The sequence below is a fragment of the Bilophila wadsworthia ATCC 49260 genome, assembly GCF_000701705.1.
In the GTDB taxonomy this organism is placed as follows: domain Bacteria; phylum Desulfobacterota; class Desulfovibrionia; order Desulfovibrionales; family Desulfovibrionaceae; genus Bilophila; species Bilophila wadsworthia.
Genome location: NZ_JNJP01000002.1, coordinates 14,636 through 31,708, shown reverse-complemented (window position 1 = coordinate 31,708; position 17,073 = coordinate 14,636). Strand labels below are relative to the sequence as shown.

General features: G+C 57.4%; 13 protein-coding genes. 3 read left to right on the top strand and 10 right to left on the bottom strand.

The features are described from left to right. Positions 1-404: 404 nt before the first annotated feature. The gene (locus T370_RS0101345) at positions 405-3,080 is read right to left on the bottom strand and encodes an ATP-binding protein (RefSeq protein ID WP_029434477.1); all 2,676 of its coding nucleotides are present in this window, start codon (positions 3,078-3,080) and stop codon (positions 405-407) included. 505 nt (positions 3,081-3,585) lie between these two features. Next, positions 3,586-4,659, bottom strand: a complete 1,074-nt coding sequence (locus tag T370_RS0101340; RefSeq protein WP_005024281.1) for a LacI family DNA-binding transcriptional regulator — start codon at positions 4,657-4,659, stop codon at positions 3,586-3,588. A gap of 394 nt (positions 4,660-5,053) precedes the next feature. On the opposite strand from T370_RS0101340, the gene T370_RS0101335 reads away from it, so the two are divergent. Next, positions 5,054-6,382, top strand: a complete 1,329-nt coding sequence (locus tag T370_RS0101335) for an MFS transporter (protein ID WP_005024284.1) — start codon at positions 5,054-5,056, stop codon at positions 6,380-6,382. Positions 6,383-6,694: 312 nt separating this feature from the next. Continuing rightward, a complete protein-coding gene (locus tag T370_RS0101330) occupies positions 6,695-7,519 on the top strand; it encodes a phosphodiesterase (RefSeq protein ID WP_029434476.1) in 825 nt (274 codons plus the stop codon). 173 nt (positions 7,520-7,692) lie between these two features. On the opposite strand, the gene T370_RS0101325 is transcribed toward T370_RS0101330, so the two are convergent. From T370_RS0101325 to speB, 3 genes are all read right to left on the bottom strand, one after another. Next, positions 7,693-9,039 (bottom strand): C40 family peptidase, encoded by a 1,347-nt coding sequence (locus tag T370_RS0101325; RefSeq protein ID WP_029434475.1) that lies wholly within the window; start codon positions 9,037-9,039, stop codon positions 7,693-7,695. A 264-nt stretch (positions 9,040-9,303) separates the two neighbouring features. Next, entirely contained in the window at positions 9,304-10,362 is a 1,059-nt protein-coding gene (locus T370_RS0101320) for an ABC transporter substrate-binding protein (RefSeq protein WP_029434474.1), read from the bottom strand. Positions 10,363-10,372: 10 nt separating this feature from the next. Beyond that, a complete protein-coding gene (speB, locus tag T370_RS0101315; RefSeq protein ID WP_029434473.1) occupies positions 10,373-11,326 on the bottom strand; it encodes an agmatinase in 954 nt (317 codons plus the stop codon). Positions 11,327-11,609: 283 nt separating this feature from the next. On the opposite strand from speB, the gene T370_RS0101310 reads away from it, so the two are divergent. Then, positions 11,610-12,977, top strand: a complete 1,368-nt coding sequence (locus T370_RS0101310; RefSeq protein WP_029434472.1) for a sigma-54 interaction domain-containing protein — start codon at positions 11,610-11,612, stop codon at positions 12,975-12,977. A gap of 353 nt (positions 12,978-13,330) precedes the next feature. Here T370_RS0101310 and T370_RS0101305 read toward each other — a convergent pair whose 3' ends face one another. The 5 genes from T370_RS0101305 to T370_RS0101285 all read right to left on the bottom strand — a co-directional run bounded on the left by T370_RS0101305 (position 13,331) and on the right by T370_RS0101285 (position 16,751). Beyond that, complete coding sequence (locus T370_RS0101305; protein ID WP_029434471.1) at positions 13,331-13,585, bottom strand: hypothetical protein; 255 nt, start codon at positions 13,583-13,585, stop codon at positions 13,331-13,333. 524 nt (positions 13,586-14,109) lie between these two features. After that, on the bottom strand, positions 14,110-14,958 hold the full coding sequence (locus T370_RS0101300) for an Mrp/NBP35 family ATP-binding protein (RefSeq protein ID WP_029434470.1): 849 nt from the start codon (positions 14,956-14,958) through the stop codon (positions 14,110-14,112). Between the two features lie 90 nt (positions 14,959-15,048). Further along, positions 15,049-16,011 carry a radical SAM protein gene (locus T370_RS0101295; RefSeq protein ID WP_005024301.1) on the bottom strand — a complete coding sequence of 321 codons (963 nt, stop codon included), beginning with the start codon at positions 16,009-16,011 and terminating at the stop codon, positions 15,049-15,051. Positions 16,012-16,074: 63 nt separating this feature from the next. Further along, complete coding sequence (locus tag T370_RS0101290) at positions 16,075-16,383, bottom strand: hypothetical protein (protein WP_005024303.1); 309 nt, start codon at positions 16,381-16,383, stop codon at positions 16,075-16,077. Beyond that, on the bottom strand, positions 16,380-16,751 hold the full coding sequence (locus tag T370_RS0101285; protein ID WP_005024306.1) for a DUF134 domain-containing protein: 372 nt from the start codon (positions 16,749-16,751) through the stop codon (positions 16,380-16,382). The genes T370_RS0101290 and T370_RS0101285 overlap by 4 nt, the downstream gene beginning before the upstream one ends. Between the last annotated feature and the right edge of the window lie 322 nt (positions 16,752-17,073).

Genomic DNA, 17,073 nt, shown 5'->3' with positions numbered 1-17,073 from the left:
CCGGTCGGCTTTTTTTGCCAATAGATTGCAATAAAAAGTAAAAACACCGTCCATTGAAACGGTGTTCTACACAGAAATTCCCCTGCCGGATGTCTTTTGCCTCGACAGGCTTAAAGGCACCTTAACAGGCTACGGTTTTTATGCTTAAAGAGAGCTTTTTTGAAGGGAACCCGTTTCAGGGAGCCCTGCATAAAAGGCTTTAAAACGGAGAGAGGGGCGCGAGGCTGAGCCGGCAGGCTTGGGGAAGCTTTTCTTGAGAAGAAAGTCGCTTCCCTCAATGCGGTTATACCACTTCAAACGTTCCTGTCCCTAGGGGATTGTTCCCCTGTTTCGACAATCTGGACCCGCCCGGGCAGAAAGTTTTTCTCAAGGTACCCGCTGTCAGTAAAGAGTGGCTGTATGAATCAGCGGCACCATTTCCCAAGCAATCGTTTCAATGCTTCCGGGTCAAAGGGCTTGCCGATGTGTTCGTTCATGCCCGCCTTTAGGCTCTCGGCTCGGTCCGTGTTCATGGCGTTGGCGGTCATGGCGATGATAGGAAGGGCGTTGAAGCGGTTATCTTTCCGGATCAACCGCGTCGCCTGATAGCCATCCATGATCGGCATCTGGATATCCATAAGGACTAAAGCGTATTGGTTTGTTTGAATTTTCTGTACGGCTTCCAGTCCGTTCTCGGCCAGCTCCACCTCAAGCCCAAAGGAATTGAGAATGGCAATAGCTATTTCCTGATTGATTTCATTGTCTTCCGCTAGGAGGACGGTTTTTCCCTTCAAGCTGGAAGCGGGAAGGGCTTCAACGGGGGCGCTCTGTTTCGTTTCGGGATGCTGCGCCGCCGGGGTCGCTGCGTCCTTCTTTTCAAGTTGGAGCCTGAAGAAAAAGGTTGAGCCCACGCCTTCCTCGGTTACAGCCCATATTTCCCCATGCATGAGCTCCACCAGCATCTTGCAGATGGAGAGGCCAAGCCCCGTGCCGCCGTATTTCCGTGTCGTCGAGCCGTCCGCCTGGGTAAAGGGGATAAAGAGTTTGTCCAGTTGCTGCTGGCTCATGCCGATACCTTGATCGCGGACGGAAAAGAGCAGCGTGACGTTTTCACCGTGCACACGTTCGCAGAGGACTTCGATTTTGATGGTTCCGTGATGCGAAAATTTGACGGCATTGGAAACGAGATTCAGCATGATTTGGCTGATGCGCAACGTATCGCCGATCAGTACGTCGGGAATGCCCGGATCAATATGGGTTTCGAAAGATTCGTTCGCCGCTTTGGCTTTGGGCTCATTGATGCTGACGACATCGCGCACCAGCTTCTCTATTGACAATGTATTCTTCTCTATCTCGAGCTTCCCGGACTCTATCTTTGAGAAATCCAACACATCATTGATGATGGATAAGAGATTTTTGGCAGAAAGTTCCATCTTGCGCAGGTAGCTCTCCTGCACAGGGTCTGTACAGCTTTGTTTCAGCAAATAATTCATGCCGATGATGGCATTGAGGGGCGTCCGTATTTCATGGCTGATTCTGGCCACAAATTCGCTTTTGGCCTTGCTGGCTTCGTGCGCCCGTTGGATGGCTTCGGCATAGGCCTTTTCCGTTTCCTTTCGCAGCTGGATGTTGCGGGAAATGCCAACCATGCCGAAAGGCGCATTATCTTCCGAGTAGTACAGTGTCTTGATGGTTTCTAGGTATATCCTTTTCCCATCGGGATACAGCACCTCTTCCTCGCGGATCAAGGTATCGAGTTTTCCCCTCATGACCTGAAGGTCGTCCTCAATAAATTTCTGAGCGGCATTTCCTGAAAGCTGAAAAAGCTCCACATCGTCTTTGCCTATAATCTCTTGTTCGCTCTTGCCTATGAAAGCGCCGAACGCTTTGTTGCATCCCTTGTATATTCCGTTCATATCTTTATAGAAGATCAGATCTGGAACGGTATTTAAGATAGTCTTCAACAGAGCGCTTTCTTTAAGCAGCCTCTCCTGAGAAAGTCTCAACTGATCCGTGCGCTCCTCAACAAGGCGATTCAACCTGTCTTGATCCTGCTTCACTATTCTGGCCATTGACCGCAACGTATTGGCCAAGACGCCAAGCTCGCCTTGGCCATAGACGTCCAGAGTCGCCTCCAACTGTCCGTTGGAAATCCTGCGGGCATACTCGATAATCTTGTACAGGGCCTTCACTACATTATAAATAAGAATGGATCCGATGAGCAGGCCAATCAGGATTGCCAGAAGGGTCAGCAGAAAACTGTTCTTCGTGGATGATAACACCGTCTTATTGATTTGCGTGTCATCCATCGCGATCAGGACATACCAGTTCAGGTTTTTGATTTTTTTGTAAAAGCCCGTATAGGTTTTGCCGTTGAAGGCATACGTGACATACCCTTGTGGAGTCCCGTCGCTTAAGGTGTGGTCATCCAGCTTTATGCTGTCCGGGTGTTTGCCGTCTTTTGTGCTCTCTTTGGCCATGAGGATATGGGCCGTATTGTCGAGCAGGAAAATATCTATCCGGGACGAAGTGATATCATGGTTAAAGCAGAGAACGGATATGCTATCCAGTTCCACGGAGGCAACCAGAACGCCTTTATTCCGCTCGTTGCCCACAGGGACAGCGATATAGACACATTCTTTTTGAGTGACGCGTGAGACCAAAGGGCCGACGATCGCCGTTTCTCCGGCGATTGCCTGTCGGAAGTATGTGCGATCCCCATAGTTGTTGCCGTAATCATGCGAATTGAGGCTCGCCCGGATATTGCCGGTTTCATCAAGGAGGAAGACGTCCGTGATTGTCGGCATGACGTGCTTGATGGCCTCGAAGAAGGCGACAACGCGTTCATGTTCCCGTTGTCCCGTGTTTTCCAGTGATTCCTTGATGGTTTCCGATTTTGCGGCAACACGGAAACTGTTTTTTATATCCGATATGGTCAGATTGATATTTTCCGCGACAAAGAACGATGTCGCTTTTATATCTTTCTCAATGACATGCCGCATGGCTGCGGAATGTGTTCTGTATGTCATATAAGATGAAATGCAGACGGCAAGAGCAATAGGCACTGTGATATACACGAGGAGTTTCGTTTTGAGCTGCATAGTGCCTACCGTATTCGCACAGGGTTACAGAAATGCCGAGAAGCACGCTCTGCCGAGTCCAAGCTTTTCTCTTATCATTTGAGGAAGAACTGATGCCGCCTGCTAGGATACGCACGGCTCGCCCCTTTGGGAAAGGCTGGCGAGGTTTCCATCCATCTCATCTTTTCTGCACCCCAAAAATGCAGCAGGAAGGATGAGAGGCAATATAATGCGGCAGGTATGGTGCAGTCCAGCGTTATTAGCGGCGTAATATTAAAAAACACATCCAATGAGAGCTATGCTACATTTATATTGATAAAAAGGTATGCCGCGAAAAACATCCTCAATACGCAGTTGTCCGCACATTATCCTGTTATACAAAACTACCCGATATTCCATGTATAATCTGCAAGAGAGTCCCGGTTTCCGGAGCTTTCCGGGCCAGGCCGTAGCCATGCGCCATCTGAAAACGGTCGGAAGGATACGGAGGGCCGCATAGAGTCCCGGCTTCCCATTCGTCAGTTCCTTACCCCGTTTTTTCCTCTCCACGCGGGGCGGCTGTAGAATCCCGGACAATCAAATGATGCTTGAATTCGACGCGGGTGATGTTGCGGTCGGATGACTCGCCGGACATCTTCGAGTGGAGGATTTCGAAAGCGTTGCGTCCCTTGTCCGCAATGTAGTGCTCGACAGTGGTCAGGCCCACGGGGAGGAATTGCGAGGGAAAGATGTTGTCGAACCCGCACACGCTGTAGTCCTCCGGAACCCGGCGCCCTTCGGCACGGATGGCGTCGAGCACGCCGTAGGCCACCATATCGTTGACCGCCACGAAGGCCGTGATGCGCCGCTCGCCGAGGCATTTGCGGGTCAGCTCGAAGCCGACCGCGTGCTCGATGGAAATGTTGTCCCGTTCCTCTTTTGGGGTCACCTCGCGGGAACGCACGATTACGGAGCCTTCGGGGCATTCGTCGCGGTAGGTGTCGCGCACGCCTTCCAGACGGCGGACGCGGGCGGAATTGGCCTCGTTCAGCGTGGTGGAGATATAGGCTATGTGCTTGTGCCCGAGGCCGATCATATAGTGTGCGATGATGGCCCCGGCGCTGTAGTTGTTCATCTCCACGGTGTCCACGTTGAGGCTGGTGTTGCGGTCCCCGATGACCACGACCGGTACAAGCCTGTTCACGCGTTCCACCAGTTCGGTGGACTGCGGCATCATGGTGAACACCACACCCGCCAGATCCGAACCGGCCACGGCGTTCAGTATGCGGATTTCGTTTTCGGCGTCGCGGTAAGTCGTGTAGACGAGGGTGTCGCAGTCTTTGTCGGCGGCGGCTTGCTGGATGGCCTGTACGATGGTGGAATAATAAGGATTGAGGACGTTCGGGCAGACGATGAGGACTGTCTTGCGATCAAAGAGGGAGGGCCGCTTTTTGGCGGTGGGGGCGTAACCGAGGGCCTCGGCGGTTTCCCGCACTTTGCGGACGGTGTCCGCGGAAAAGGAAACGTCCGTCCGCCCGCTGAGGATCATTGAGACCGTGGCGGGGGAATACCCGGACTGCCTGCTTATATCAGTCAAGGTGACTCTGGTTCTGGGGCTCACGACATCCTCTTTTTCGTTGTTATGGGGAACATATAGGCACAAGAACTTTCGGGTGTCAAACCGGGCTTAGATTTATTAAAATTTTAATTATACTATGTGAAAAAAAGAGGTTTAAAAAGTATATTTTTGAAAAATTCATTTTTTCAGCAAAAAGACACGGACAATATATTGCCATATTTCGGATTAGATGGCATGGTTTCAGCGGTGTTATGCCAGTGCGGGCAGAACGGAACCCTCTTTGGCATTTAAAAATGAGGCGGAGTTTTTATTAAATTTTTAATAAGCGGACGGCGGATCCCACCAGATGGCCTCGCCCCGCGAATCCCTCACCCGGCGCCACGGAACGGGCGGACGGGCAACCCGGGCGGCGGAAGGCCGTCCCAAGGAGCATCGCATGAGCGCACCCAGCAAGCAGGAGATCCGCAAGGTCGTCCTTGCCAGTCTGCTCGGAGCCACCATCGAATGGTACGACTTCTTTCTGTACGGGGTTGTGGCGGGCATCGTCTTCAACAAGCTGTTCTTCCCCACCACCGACCCGTTCATAGGCACCATTCTGGCCTACAGTACCTTTGCCATCGGCTATCTGGCCCGTCCCCTCGGCGGGTTCGTTTTCGGCCACTTCGGCGACAAGCTCGGACGTAAGAGCATGTTGGTGCTGACCATGCTCATCATGGGGCTGGCGACCATCGGCATCGGCCTTGTCCCGACCTACGCCCAGATCGGCATTGCCGCGCCGATCATCCTCCAGACCCTGCGCCTCTGCCAGGGCCTCGGGCTCGGCGGCGAATGGGGCGGCGCGGTGCTCATGACTTATGAATACGCGAGCAAGCGCGAACGCGCCTTCTACGCCAGTATTCCCCAAATGGGCCTTGCCACGGGCTTGTGCCTCTCCTCCGGCGTGGTGGCGCTCCTGTCGTGGGGGCTCACGAACGAGCAGTTCATGGCATGGGGCTGGCGCTGCGCGTTTCTGCTCAGCGTGGTTCTGGTGGGCGTGGCCCTCTATATCCGTATGCATATCCTTGAAACCCCCGACTTCCGCAAGGCGCAGGAACGCGGCAAGACCGAACACAAGAGCCTGCCCATCGTACGCGTCTGTAAGGAGCATCCCGGCAATATCGCGCTCGGCGTGGGCGCGCGCTGGATCGACGGCGTGTTCTTCAACGTCCTTGCGGTGTTCGTGATCACCTATCTCGTGCAGTATGTGGATGTGCCCCGCACGGAAGCGCTCACCGTGGTGATGATTGCCGCTCTGGTCATGTGCCCGTTCATCCTGTTCGCCGGGCGTCTGGCCGACCGTTTCGGGCGCGGCAAAGTGTACGGTTTGGCAAGTCTGCTCTGCGGGCTGTCCATCTTTCCCTCCTTCTGGCTGATGGAAGGGAGCGGCGGCAACCTGTTCCTCATCGGGCTTGCGATTGTCATCCCGCTGAGCGTATTCTACGCGGGCGTGTTCGGTCCCGAGGCTGCGCTGTTCTCCGACCTGTTCCCGCCGGACGTACGCTACACCGGCATCTCCATCGTATACCAGTTCCCCGGTTTCCTCGTCGCGGGCATCGTGCCCGGCCTGTGTACCCTGTTCATGAAGTGGAATGACGGCGATCCCCTCTACGTTTGTCTGTTCACGCTTCTTGCGGGCCTCACGAGCGCGGCGTCCGCCTTCATCATTCAGCGCAAGCACAACGCAGCGGTCCGCAGAAGCGTCGACGGCGAAGTTGAGCATGTGTAAGATGCTGTAGCGGGATTGGGAATTGGAGAAGGAAGGGCTTTTCTGAGGAAAGGCATCTTCCTTCTCCAGACCATCCATTCCTCCCTTCCAAAGATTGTTACGGGATGGAGAGGGCGCGTGACGACGGTTCGTTCCTGTTGGAGAGCCTTGGCTTGAAAGGCTGGAGAACGTGCGCATAGGGAACGGAGAGCGTTGCGTGTGGAGGGAGTCCGCCGGAAAAACGGAGCACATCCGGTTCGGCGAGGTTCATGGGGTTTTAGATGATGCGCGGAGGCCGTTGCGTTTCCGCACAACCGATTGAAGGTAAGCGAAATGCGTATCCTGCATCTTTCCGATTTTCATTTGCGCGGCGACGGTGGCCTTTCGTTCAGGGTGGTGGATACCCTTGAATGCCTGCGGGTCGTTGCGGAGCATCTCAAGACGCTTGTTCAAAAGCCCGATGCCTTGGTCATCACGGGCGACTTGGCCGACAGCGGGGACGCGCACGCCTACAGCCTGCTGCATGAGGCGCTCGCACCGCTTTCCCTGCCGGTGTACGCCGTGCCCGGCAACCATGACCGCCGCGACCGGATGCGCGAATTGCTCGGGAATTGGTGCCCTGCCGATGCTTCCGTGGCTCCGTACCTGTGCTATGCCGTGGAGGATGGCCCGGTGCGCCTGGTCATGCTGGATACCATGCAGCCGGGTTCGCATTCCGGGCACTGCCCTGAAGCCGTAGCGGGCTGGCTGGAACGGACGCTCGCGGCCCGGCCCGGCGTCCCGACCCTGCTGTTCATGCACCATCCCCCGTTCGTGACCGGCATGGGCGCGATGGACGAGCCCTTCGAGAATGTGGGCCGCCTTGCCGATATCCTGAGCCGTTCGCCGTGGGTGCGCCTGTGCTGCGGGCATATGCACCGCCCCATCGTGACCCAGTGGGCGGGCTGCATCGCGTTGACCTCCCCCGCCGTGTCCATGCAGATCGATCTCGATCTTTCCCCCGAGGGCGGAGACACCTTCCGCATGGAAACCCCCGGCTATCTGCTGCACCATTGGGACGGCAGCGTCCTGAACAGCCATATTTGCCAGATCCCGTGTTCGCCCACGTTCTCTGGCCCTCACCCCTTTGTCGGCTCCGTGAACCCCGTTGAAGGATAGCAACTCGGGACGACATTCCCCCAAAAAAGGCTCCCTGCCGGACTGACGGCGGGGAGCCTTTTTGTTTTCAGGAAAGGACGGTTTTTCTGAAAGGGAACTCGCGCGGCAGGAAAGGTCGCCGATTTGAGGCGGGCAGGCCAGAGGGGGCCGCCCACTCCGGCTCGGGAAAGCCCCTATTTGCCGCTTTTCTGTTGGGCCGTTTTGGCGGGCTGTTTCGGTGCGGCTTTTTCAGATTTCGCTTGTGTGGCCCTTGCCTTCACCGGAGCGGAATTTGTCGGCGCTTTTGCGGATGCCTTGGAATTCTGCGCCGGCTTCTGCGTTTGTGCCGCCTTGGCAGGGGCCGTTGCGGTCGTTTGGGCCGTTTGCGTCGCGGCTTTGGGCTGTTCCGCTTTTGTCTTCACGGGCGCTTTGGCTGTCGTGGTCGTCTTGCCGTCAGCCTTGGCCGGAACTGCTTTTTTCCCGGCGACGGGCTGTGCTGCCTTGCCCTCCTTCCCCGCCTTGGCGGGTGCGGCTTTGGCCTTGGCCGGTTCCGAAACCGGGGTGTTTTTTGCGGGTACGGCACCCTTTTTGGTATTTGGGGCTTGGGCTGCCTGTTTCCCGGGGACTTTCTTTTTCGGGGGGATGGTTTTCGTTGCGGCTTTGGCTGTCGCTTGTGAAGGCGTCGTCTGTTTCCGGGCGGCAACGGCTGGCCCGCCGTTTTTTTTGTTCTGCGCGGGTTCCTGTTTTGCGGGCGGGGCTGACGCCTTGCGGCGGGTATCGGCCTGTGTCCGGTGTTCGGCTACCGCTGCGGACGTTTGTTTTCGCGTAGCGGAGCGCTTTTGATTCGAAGCAAGGGCGGCCTTGTGGGTGAGGGTGGGTTTGCGGGAGTCCAGCGCCATGAGCTTTTTGATGGCTTCGGCGTCGGATTCCTTGGACTGGACTCTGCGGGCACCGATGAAGGTGGAGCTGAAATAGGGATCGGACAGGGCGGCGATGGATACGCTTTTGCCGCGTCCGGGGCTGTGGATGAACGAGCCGCCGCCGAGATAGATGCCCGTATGGTAGCCGCGCCGGGGATGGTTGAAGGCGACGATGTCGCCCGCCATCATGGAGCCGGACTTGATGGGGCGGCCCATGACGGATTGCTCGCGCGCCGTGCGCGGCAAGGTGACGCCGACATTCCGGTAGGCCCACTGCACGAACCCTGAACAGTCGAAGCCTTGCGTATCGGTACCGCCGGGCACGTAGGGCGTGCCGAGGGCTGTTTTGGCTTGCTCGATAAGATGCAGGTTCGGCAAAGGGATTCCCGACTCCCGCATCGTGGACAGGCTCGCCGTACGGTTGTCGTAAGCGAAGCGCTCCTCTTGGGACATGGAAGAACGATCGGCTTTCTTCCGGTTTTCCAGATACGCCTCAAAAGAGTACGGATCGTCGTACACCGGCTCAAAGGCGGGTTGCAGCTTTTTGGAGGAGCACCCGGAAAGCGCGATGGCAGCAACGAGAAGGGCAACGGTGCAGATGGAGGAGTGGCGAGCTTTCATTTTTTCGGGCTAGGCAATTTCCCGAGTGATGTCAAGATGGTTACGAAGCGTTTATCATACAAAAAGAACCAAATAATATCAGTATGTTTTGTGATTGAAAAACACACACTCCTGCCCGGTGGGGCGGTGAGCGGGCGGAGTCCCTGTGTGGGCCTCTGGAATGAGCCGGAACTGTGGGGAAAACAGGCTTTGCGAGAAAGAAAAACCCTCTCCCGCGGGGATACGGGAGAGGGCGGGGTAGGGGCATTTTCCGGCAGGGAACGGTTACTTGACGAGCTTGAGGAACTTGTCGGTGACGTAGGAGGCGTTTTCGACCTTCTTGAGTTCATCCGGGGTGATGCTGCCGATGGAGGCGAAGAACTGGGCTGTGTCGGCTTGCCACTGCTGGACTGTGCTCATGCCCTTGGAGGTATCGAAGAGGGCGAGCTGTCCCTTGATGTCCCATGCGGGGTGGGATTCCAGATCCAGCCGGGCGAGTTCCTTGGAATAGGTCTTTCCGGCCCAGTCGAAGAAGAAGCGCTGGTATTCGGGGATCAGTTCGTCGACGCTGGTGGTCCGCAGGTGTTCGACGCCGCGCAGGTAGACGGAGAGGAACTTTGCGGTGATTTCAGGGTGGGCGTCGGCGTACTTGGTGTCGGCCACAAGGACGAGCGGGGTGCCCTTGCCGCACAGGGCGGCGCTTCCGGCGACCTTCCAGCCCTTGTCGGTTCCGGCGTACATGTGCGGGGCCCACAGAGCCACGAAGTCGCCGATGCCGTTTTCAAAGGCCGCAAGGGCTTGCGGCTGATCCATGTTCTTGATGGTCACTTCAGTGGGCTTTACGCCGACGGCATCAAGCCACGCGGTGAGCGCGAAGTGGGCGGAGGAAACCGTGGTGCAGAGGATGGTCTTGCCCCGCACGTCCTCTGGGCTCCCGAATACGCCGGGATGCTTGGGATTGAGGCCCTTGGTCTTGAAGACGGGATTGTCGGGCCGGGCGAGCACGGCGACGCAGGCGGACTCGTCGGTGCCGACGCCGATGACGCTGGTGCCGTAGCGCAGGTTCCCCATCATGGCCGGGACCCCGCCGAGGCAGGAATACTGCCATTCGCCTGCGGGTAGGGCGTTGAGGATGGCCATGCCCGAATCGAAGAACAGGATGTCGATATCCAGACCGGCCTCTTTGTCCCATCCTTTTTCCTTGGCGTACCACATGGCGAACGTTTCATAGGAATCCATCCACGCCGTGCGGATCTTGGTGAGCGGGGTGGCGGAAGCGGCGTTGCACAGGGAGAAGGCCAACAAAACGGCGGCAAGGCCGGAGAGGAACTTGTTCAGGCGCATAGTGGACTCCTTATGAGGGGTTATGCTTCTTGTTGGCGGCGAGGCAGGCCAGAAACGCGTGCATGATCCCCGCCGCGGCGAACGAGGTGATGCCCGCGGAGTCGGTATCCGGAAGGACTTCCACCAGATCCATTCCGACAAGGCGCTGTCCGGGGCACACGCCGAGGATCAGCTTGAGGGCCTCATGGGTGGTGAAGCCGCCGATTTCCGGCGTCCCGGTCCCCGGCGCATAGGCGGCGTCGAGGAAATCGATATCGAAGGTGACGAAAACCGGGGTTCCGGGGCGGATCCGCTCGCGCATGATGCGGATCGTCTCATCCACACCGATGTCGTGCAGTTCCCACCCGCTGATGACGCGCATCCCCTTGCCCTTGGCGTAGTCGAGGCTGGACCGGGAATAGAGCGGGCCTCGGATGCCCGCCTGCGTGCTTTGTTCGGGGAGGATCAGCCCTTCCTCGATGGCCCAGTGGAAGGTTGTGCCGTGGTTGTAGGGTTTGCCGAAAAAGTCGTCGCCGGTGTCGGAATGGGCGTCGAAGTGGAGCAGGGCCACGGGGCCGTGGCGCTTCGCCACGGCGCGCAGTTCGGGCAGGGTGATGGAGTGGTCGCCGCCCATGATCACCGGGACGGCCCCGGCGTCGAGCACGCCCGCGACGGCGGCTTCGATGCGCTCGAAGGACTCGTCGAGATAGCCGGGGATGATATCCACATCGCCCGCGTCGACGCCTTGGCAGTGCTCGAAAATATCCACGTCAAGAACGCTGTGGTAGGACTTCAGGATGCTGGAGGCATCCCGGATGGCAGCCGGGCCGAACCGGCATCCTGGCCGATATGAGGTGGCCGTGTCGAAAGGCACGCCGAGCACGGCGAAATCGTTGCCGGAACAATCGGCGGAATACGGCAGGCGCTGAAAGGTGCGGACCCCGCAGAAACGGGGGGAAGCCAGTGAATTGACGGGAACGCCCATGTCATGCTCCTTGTCCTTGTCGGAAGGTGGTTTTGTTTTTTAATAAGCAAGGTACATGCCATAGTGTAATATATTGAAATAAAAATAGATTGTCCTCATGACAGCAGTGAAAGGCTATTCAGATATGAATAATGTGTTGTCCCACAGGGGAGGAGGAACAAATATTGATTTCTCTATCATCCGGTAATATAACACAAAAAAAGAAAAAATTCCCTGTGGAGAGCTTGTTATTCAAACATGAATAGCCTATTCAGTATTGAATACATCCGCAGGAGGCTCCGCCATGTCGCCGTTCGATGCCGCGTTACCGAGTACGGAAGATTTGTTTTCCGTCATTGAGGCCATCCACGACAACGTCGCCATCGTTGACCACAACGGCGTCATGCGCTGGGTGAGCAGCTGCTTTGAGCGCAATTACGGGATCAGCCGCGACCGGGTCATCGGCAGGACCACCTATGAACTGGAGGCGGAAAAAGTGTTTTCGCCATCCGTGGCGGCCCTCGTCCTCAAAACCCGCCGGGTGGTCACGCTGACCGAGGCCACGCGTTCGGGGCAATACAATATCGTTACCGGCGTTCCCATCTATGATGATGACGGGGATGTCTCGTTTGTGGTGAGCTACAGCGTGGACATGCGCTATTCACGCCGATTGCATGAGGAATACCAAAAAATCAGCGCGCTGGTGTCCCCGAATGCGCCCCAAACCTCCGGAGGCCTGCCTTTCAGCGGGACCATGAGGGCCATAGCCGCGACCATCGAAAAGCTGGCCAAGGTGAATACGACCGTGCTCATCACGGGAGAATCCGGGGTCGGGAAGAACGTGGTCGCCCGTCTGGTGCACCATCTGAGCGACCGCACGAACGGGCCGCTGGTCGAAATCAACTGTGCGGGCATCCCCGCCCCGCTGTTGGAGTCGGAGTTGTTCGGCTATGAGGCCGGAGCGTTCACCGGAGCCAGCCATAAGGGGAAAGAAGGGCGGATTGCACTGGCGGACAAGGGCACGCTGTTCCTCGACGAGATCGGAGAACTGCCCCTGCGGCTCCAGTCCAAGCTGTTGCAGGTGATCCAGGAAAAGCAGATCGTCAAGCTCGGCGGGGTAAAGCCCGTTTCCATTGATTTCCGGCTGGTGGCGGCGACGAACCAGGATCTGGAGGCGCTGGTGGAGAAGAAGCGTTTCCGCAGTGACCTGTTTTTCCGGCTCAATGTCCTGCCGCTATGGATTCCGCCCCTGCGGGAACGGCGCGAGGAGATCGTGCCGCTGTGCCTGAGCATTCTGGGGGAGATGAACGCCAAGTACGGGACGGAAAAGGTTTTTTCCGATGAAGTGAAGCGGCATCTCGCCGCCTACTCGTGGCCGGGGAATATCCGTGAGCTGCGCAACGTTATCGAACGGCTCGTGATCGTCTCTTCAGGGGGCGTCATCAAGGCGGACGAATTGCCGGAACACATGTTCCGGCATCAGGAGAATCCGGAAAGCCCGATAGGCAAGAGCCTGCCCGATGCGCTGGAGACGCTTGAACGGCGCATGATTTTGGAAGCGTATAAGGCCTGCGGGACCACGACCGGGGTTGCGAAGGCGCTGGGGATCAGCCAGCCCACGGCCGCCCGGAAGATTGCGAAGTACAAAAACGGGGCATCCGGAGAGAGATAGCCTAGGGAAGCCTCTTTTTTCGCCGGTCGCGCAATGCCCTGGTAGGGAACTTAGAAGATATTTTCCTCTGGAGAGATGGAATGGCGGAACATGGAGAGGCAAGGCTCGCAATGCGTTCCGCCTTGCAGCGGGATGCCGTTTGGAAGGTGTGAAACCGTGTATCAGAATAAAACCCGTCTCGGATAAGCTGTCCGACATAAAACAGGGCCGCCCGGCGAGGATAAACCGGGTGGCCCTGTTTTGCCGCTATCAGCGGGGAACGGAGGCCGAAAAGGATGATTACACCGTAACAGGTTATAACTATTTGTAATTATAAGTTGTTACTGTGTAATGAAAACATGGTGGCTTGCGGGCTAGACAAGCACTTCGATAGCGTTGCCGAATTCCGGGGAAATGAAGACCTGCGACTCGGGTTCGCGCTCCTGAGAGGACTGGGTACAGTCCTTGGGTTCGGGCGCAACGTAGGGTTCGCACACTTCAACCACGGTCTCTTTCTCGCCGTGTTCGGCTGAGACGTAGGTCACGGTGTCCAGATGGCAGACCATGTTGTCACGGAGAAAAGTGCTTTCGCTTACGGAAACGGCGGTGTCACGGGTGGGAGTCGACATAAGAATTTCTCCTTTGAAGTATGTGGATACGAAGTATGCCATGTCTCCTTGATAGGACCATGCCCGAGAGGAATCAAGTTGTTCTGTGCGCTCAAACAGCCGGAAAAAACTTATCTTTTTGAAAAATATATCGGATTGATCGCTCGAACACCCGACTTTTGGGCTTCATTGCCGTCCGTTCCTGTGAAGAGAAAAAACGGAGTGGAATACGAGAGAAAGCGTTTGGTTTCGGAAAATTACAAACCGTCAGTGGGGTGTAGCGGATAGCGGGAAACACACTCCATCGCCATTGTTTCGCCACTCAACGGCTTCTCTGCGGAATGATTTCACTTTAATGATATTTTTTGTCCGTTGCACAGAAAAACTCCCCATCGGATGTCGACGGGGAGTTTTCTATAACGGCGAGAGGGGGCTTTTGAAGGAAGGCACCATCCTCCCCTGCTGTGGGAGGGGAGGATACGAGGGAAGCGTTTGGCCTTCCCCCAGAAGAGATTTTAGGGAAGATATTCCACTTTACGGCTGAGTTAGGCTTGCGTCGCTTCCCGCACGGTTTCGGCGAGCTTGAGGAATGCGGCCTTCGCCGGGGTATCGTCGGGCATGGATACGATGGGATGTCCCCTGTCCGCGGCGACGACCGTGGCGGGATCGAGCGGGATCGCGCCGAGGAAGTTCAACCCTTCCTGTTTGGCGAGGGCTTCGCCGCCGCCCTTCTTGAAGAGATCGATCTCCTCACCGCAATGGGGACAGAAGAGGCCGCTCATGTTCTCCACAAGGCCGAGCACGTCCGCTTTGACGACCTTGAGGAAATCAAGCGCTTTGCGGACGTCCGCCAGCGAAATTTCCTGCGGGGTGGTGACGACGACGCACTTGGCGTCGGGGATGGCGTCAAGGATGGTCATATGCTCGTCACCGGTCCCGGGAGGGGAATCGATGAGCAGATAGTCCAGCGCGCCCCACTTCACGTCGGCGACGAACTGCTGAATGGCTCCAACCTTTTTGGGGCCGCGCCAGATGATGGCGGCGTCCTTGTCTTCGAGGAAGGATTCGATGGAGATGAGCGAGAGGCGTTCGCCGCAGGAAACGGGCACGAGCTTGCCGTCTTCGTTATCCACCCTGACGAACCCGTGGGAGCCGAGCAGGTGCGGGACGCTCGGGCCATGCAAATCCACGTCGAGGATGCCGACGTTGAAGCCCTGCGCCGCCAGCGCGGCGGCGAGGTTCACGGTTACTGAGCTCTTGCCCACGCCGCCCTTGCCGCTCATGACGAAAAGTTTGTGCCGCACGTCTTTCAGGTTTTCGGACATGACCTTGCGCTGCATGGCCGCGGTCATGGGGATCGTTGTCTGCCCCTGTTGTTCCGAACATGATGCCATATGTATTTCTCCAGACGGTTGAGAGGGATGAAGACTGCATCGGCGGAAACCGCTTCTCCGGCGGGAGGCGTTGCTTGCCGAGGCTTCCGGCTATTCCGTCCGCAGCTCACAGGCGGAATAAAAGACCTGCCCATCCTTGGGCTGCGTCACGGCCTTGCCGTCGGCGACGAGCATCTCCAGATGCTTGATGGCTTCGGTGACGTGGATGTTCAGGCCCGCAGCGGCTCCGGCGGCGGTACAGGGGCGGCGTTCGATGAGCGCGAGGATGTCCTCTTCCTTGATCTGCGTGCGGAAAGCCGTATGCGCCATGTCGTCGAGATGTTCCGCGATGATCTCGACCGTGCCGGGCACCCCAGCGAAATGCTTTCGGATTTCCAGCAGCCGGGCGGCGGGAACGGGCAGGGCATAGGTTTCCGCCGGAGGGCGGCATACGCTGTTGATCTGCACCTTGTCGGGCCGGATGCGTTCCGCCAGGCGGGCGATGGCGTCCACGGAGGCGTCATCGTCGCTTATGCCGCCGAGCAGCATGACTTCGAGCCAGATCTGCCCGTTGAAGGCACCGCGGAAGGCGATCAGCCCTTCGACGATTCGATCGAAATCAAGGGACGCGGCGGGGCGGTTCACCTTGTCGAGCAACGCGGCGTCGCCTCCGTCCAACGAGGGGATCACCACATCGGCGGCGGCGAGGTCGGCGCGGACTTCCGGCATCCACAGCAGGGAGCCGTTGGTGAACACCACCACCGGAACGTCCGTCATGGCCTTGATGCCCCGGATGATGTCGCCGAGCCCGGAGTGCAGCGTGGGTTCGCCGGATCCGGCGAAACTGATGTATTCGGGCTTGTCCCCGTTTTCGAGCTTGCGGCGCACTTCGTCAAGGATATCCGCGGTGGGGATATATTCCTTGCGCTCGATGGTGTGGTTCGTAGTCCGTCCGAGCTGGCAATACACGCAGTCGAACGAACAGCTTTTGAAGGTCAGGGCGTCCACGCCGAGAGAACGGCCCAGACGCCGGGAAGGAACCGGGCCGTACACATGTTTGAAGCCAGTGTTCATGTTCTGTCCTTTTCTCGCGGAATCGCCCGCGTTCGGTGCCATGCCCCGGAAATGGCCCGGAGTTCAGGCTTTGCTTTCGTCCGGGCCGCCTTCGATGGCTTCGAAAGCCCGTTGGCTCACGCCCGCGTGGGAGGCGATGGCTTTCCATGCCTCGGCATAATCCCCGGCAAAGGGATTTTCCCCGTTCCGGCTCTTGGTCGTCAGCATGAAGCCTTCCAGAAACGCGGCCCTCGGTTCCGGAGCTTCGGCGAGCTTCGTCTCCAGGGGCCGGATATGCTTGGCATAGATGTAGTCGGCGATCTCTTTATCGGTATGGCCCCATGAGCGGCCTTCCTCGATGGCGGAGGTGATTGAGCAGATGATTTCGTTCATGGTGTTATTGTCGGGGTTTCGCCGTCGGCGGGCTGGATGAGCCGTCGGCAGTGAGGGCAGCCGCACGTCATTTCACGCGCGTTGCATACCAAATAATCACCGCCTTCGATGATCAGCCGTCGGCTGTTGACGAGGCAGTCGGCAATTTTATGACGCGCGTTCCGGTACATGGCTTGCGCGGTGGTCCGTGCGACGTGCATCCGTTCGGCGCACGCCTCCTGATTCAAGCCTTCCAGATCGATGAGCCGGATGGTTTCATATTCCTCGACCGTCATGACGATGGTTCCGTCGTCAATCCCGGCAAGAGGTCCGAAAAGCGTATTCTGAGGCAGGCGGCAGACGCGTCTCCACTTTCTGGGTCTGGGCATGATCCCTTCCTCTGTTGTCCGGGAACCGTTCCGGGGCCTCGGCATGGAGCGCCCCATCGATCATTTTTGACATATGCCCTATTCCTTCACGCCGCATCTGTCAACAATCAAGCCGCGTTATTTTGGGGTTCCGCTGTCCTTGCCGCTCTTTTTCCAGCAAACATCCACAAGGCGGACAGACCCTGAACGGAAAACCGCAGTGCGTCCTCCCGTTCAGGGGGATACGCCTCTCCGGAAAAACGGTTTCATCTTGATTTGCCGTGCGCGGTATGAAACAATCCGCCGCGTTTGTTCCGGTCCCGGAAAAACCGCTTGGGGAATC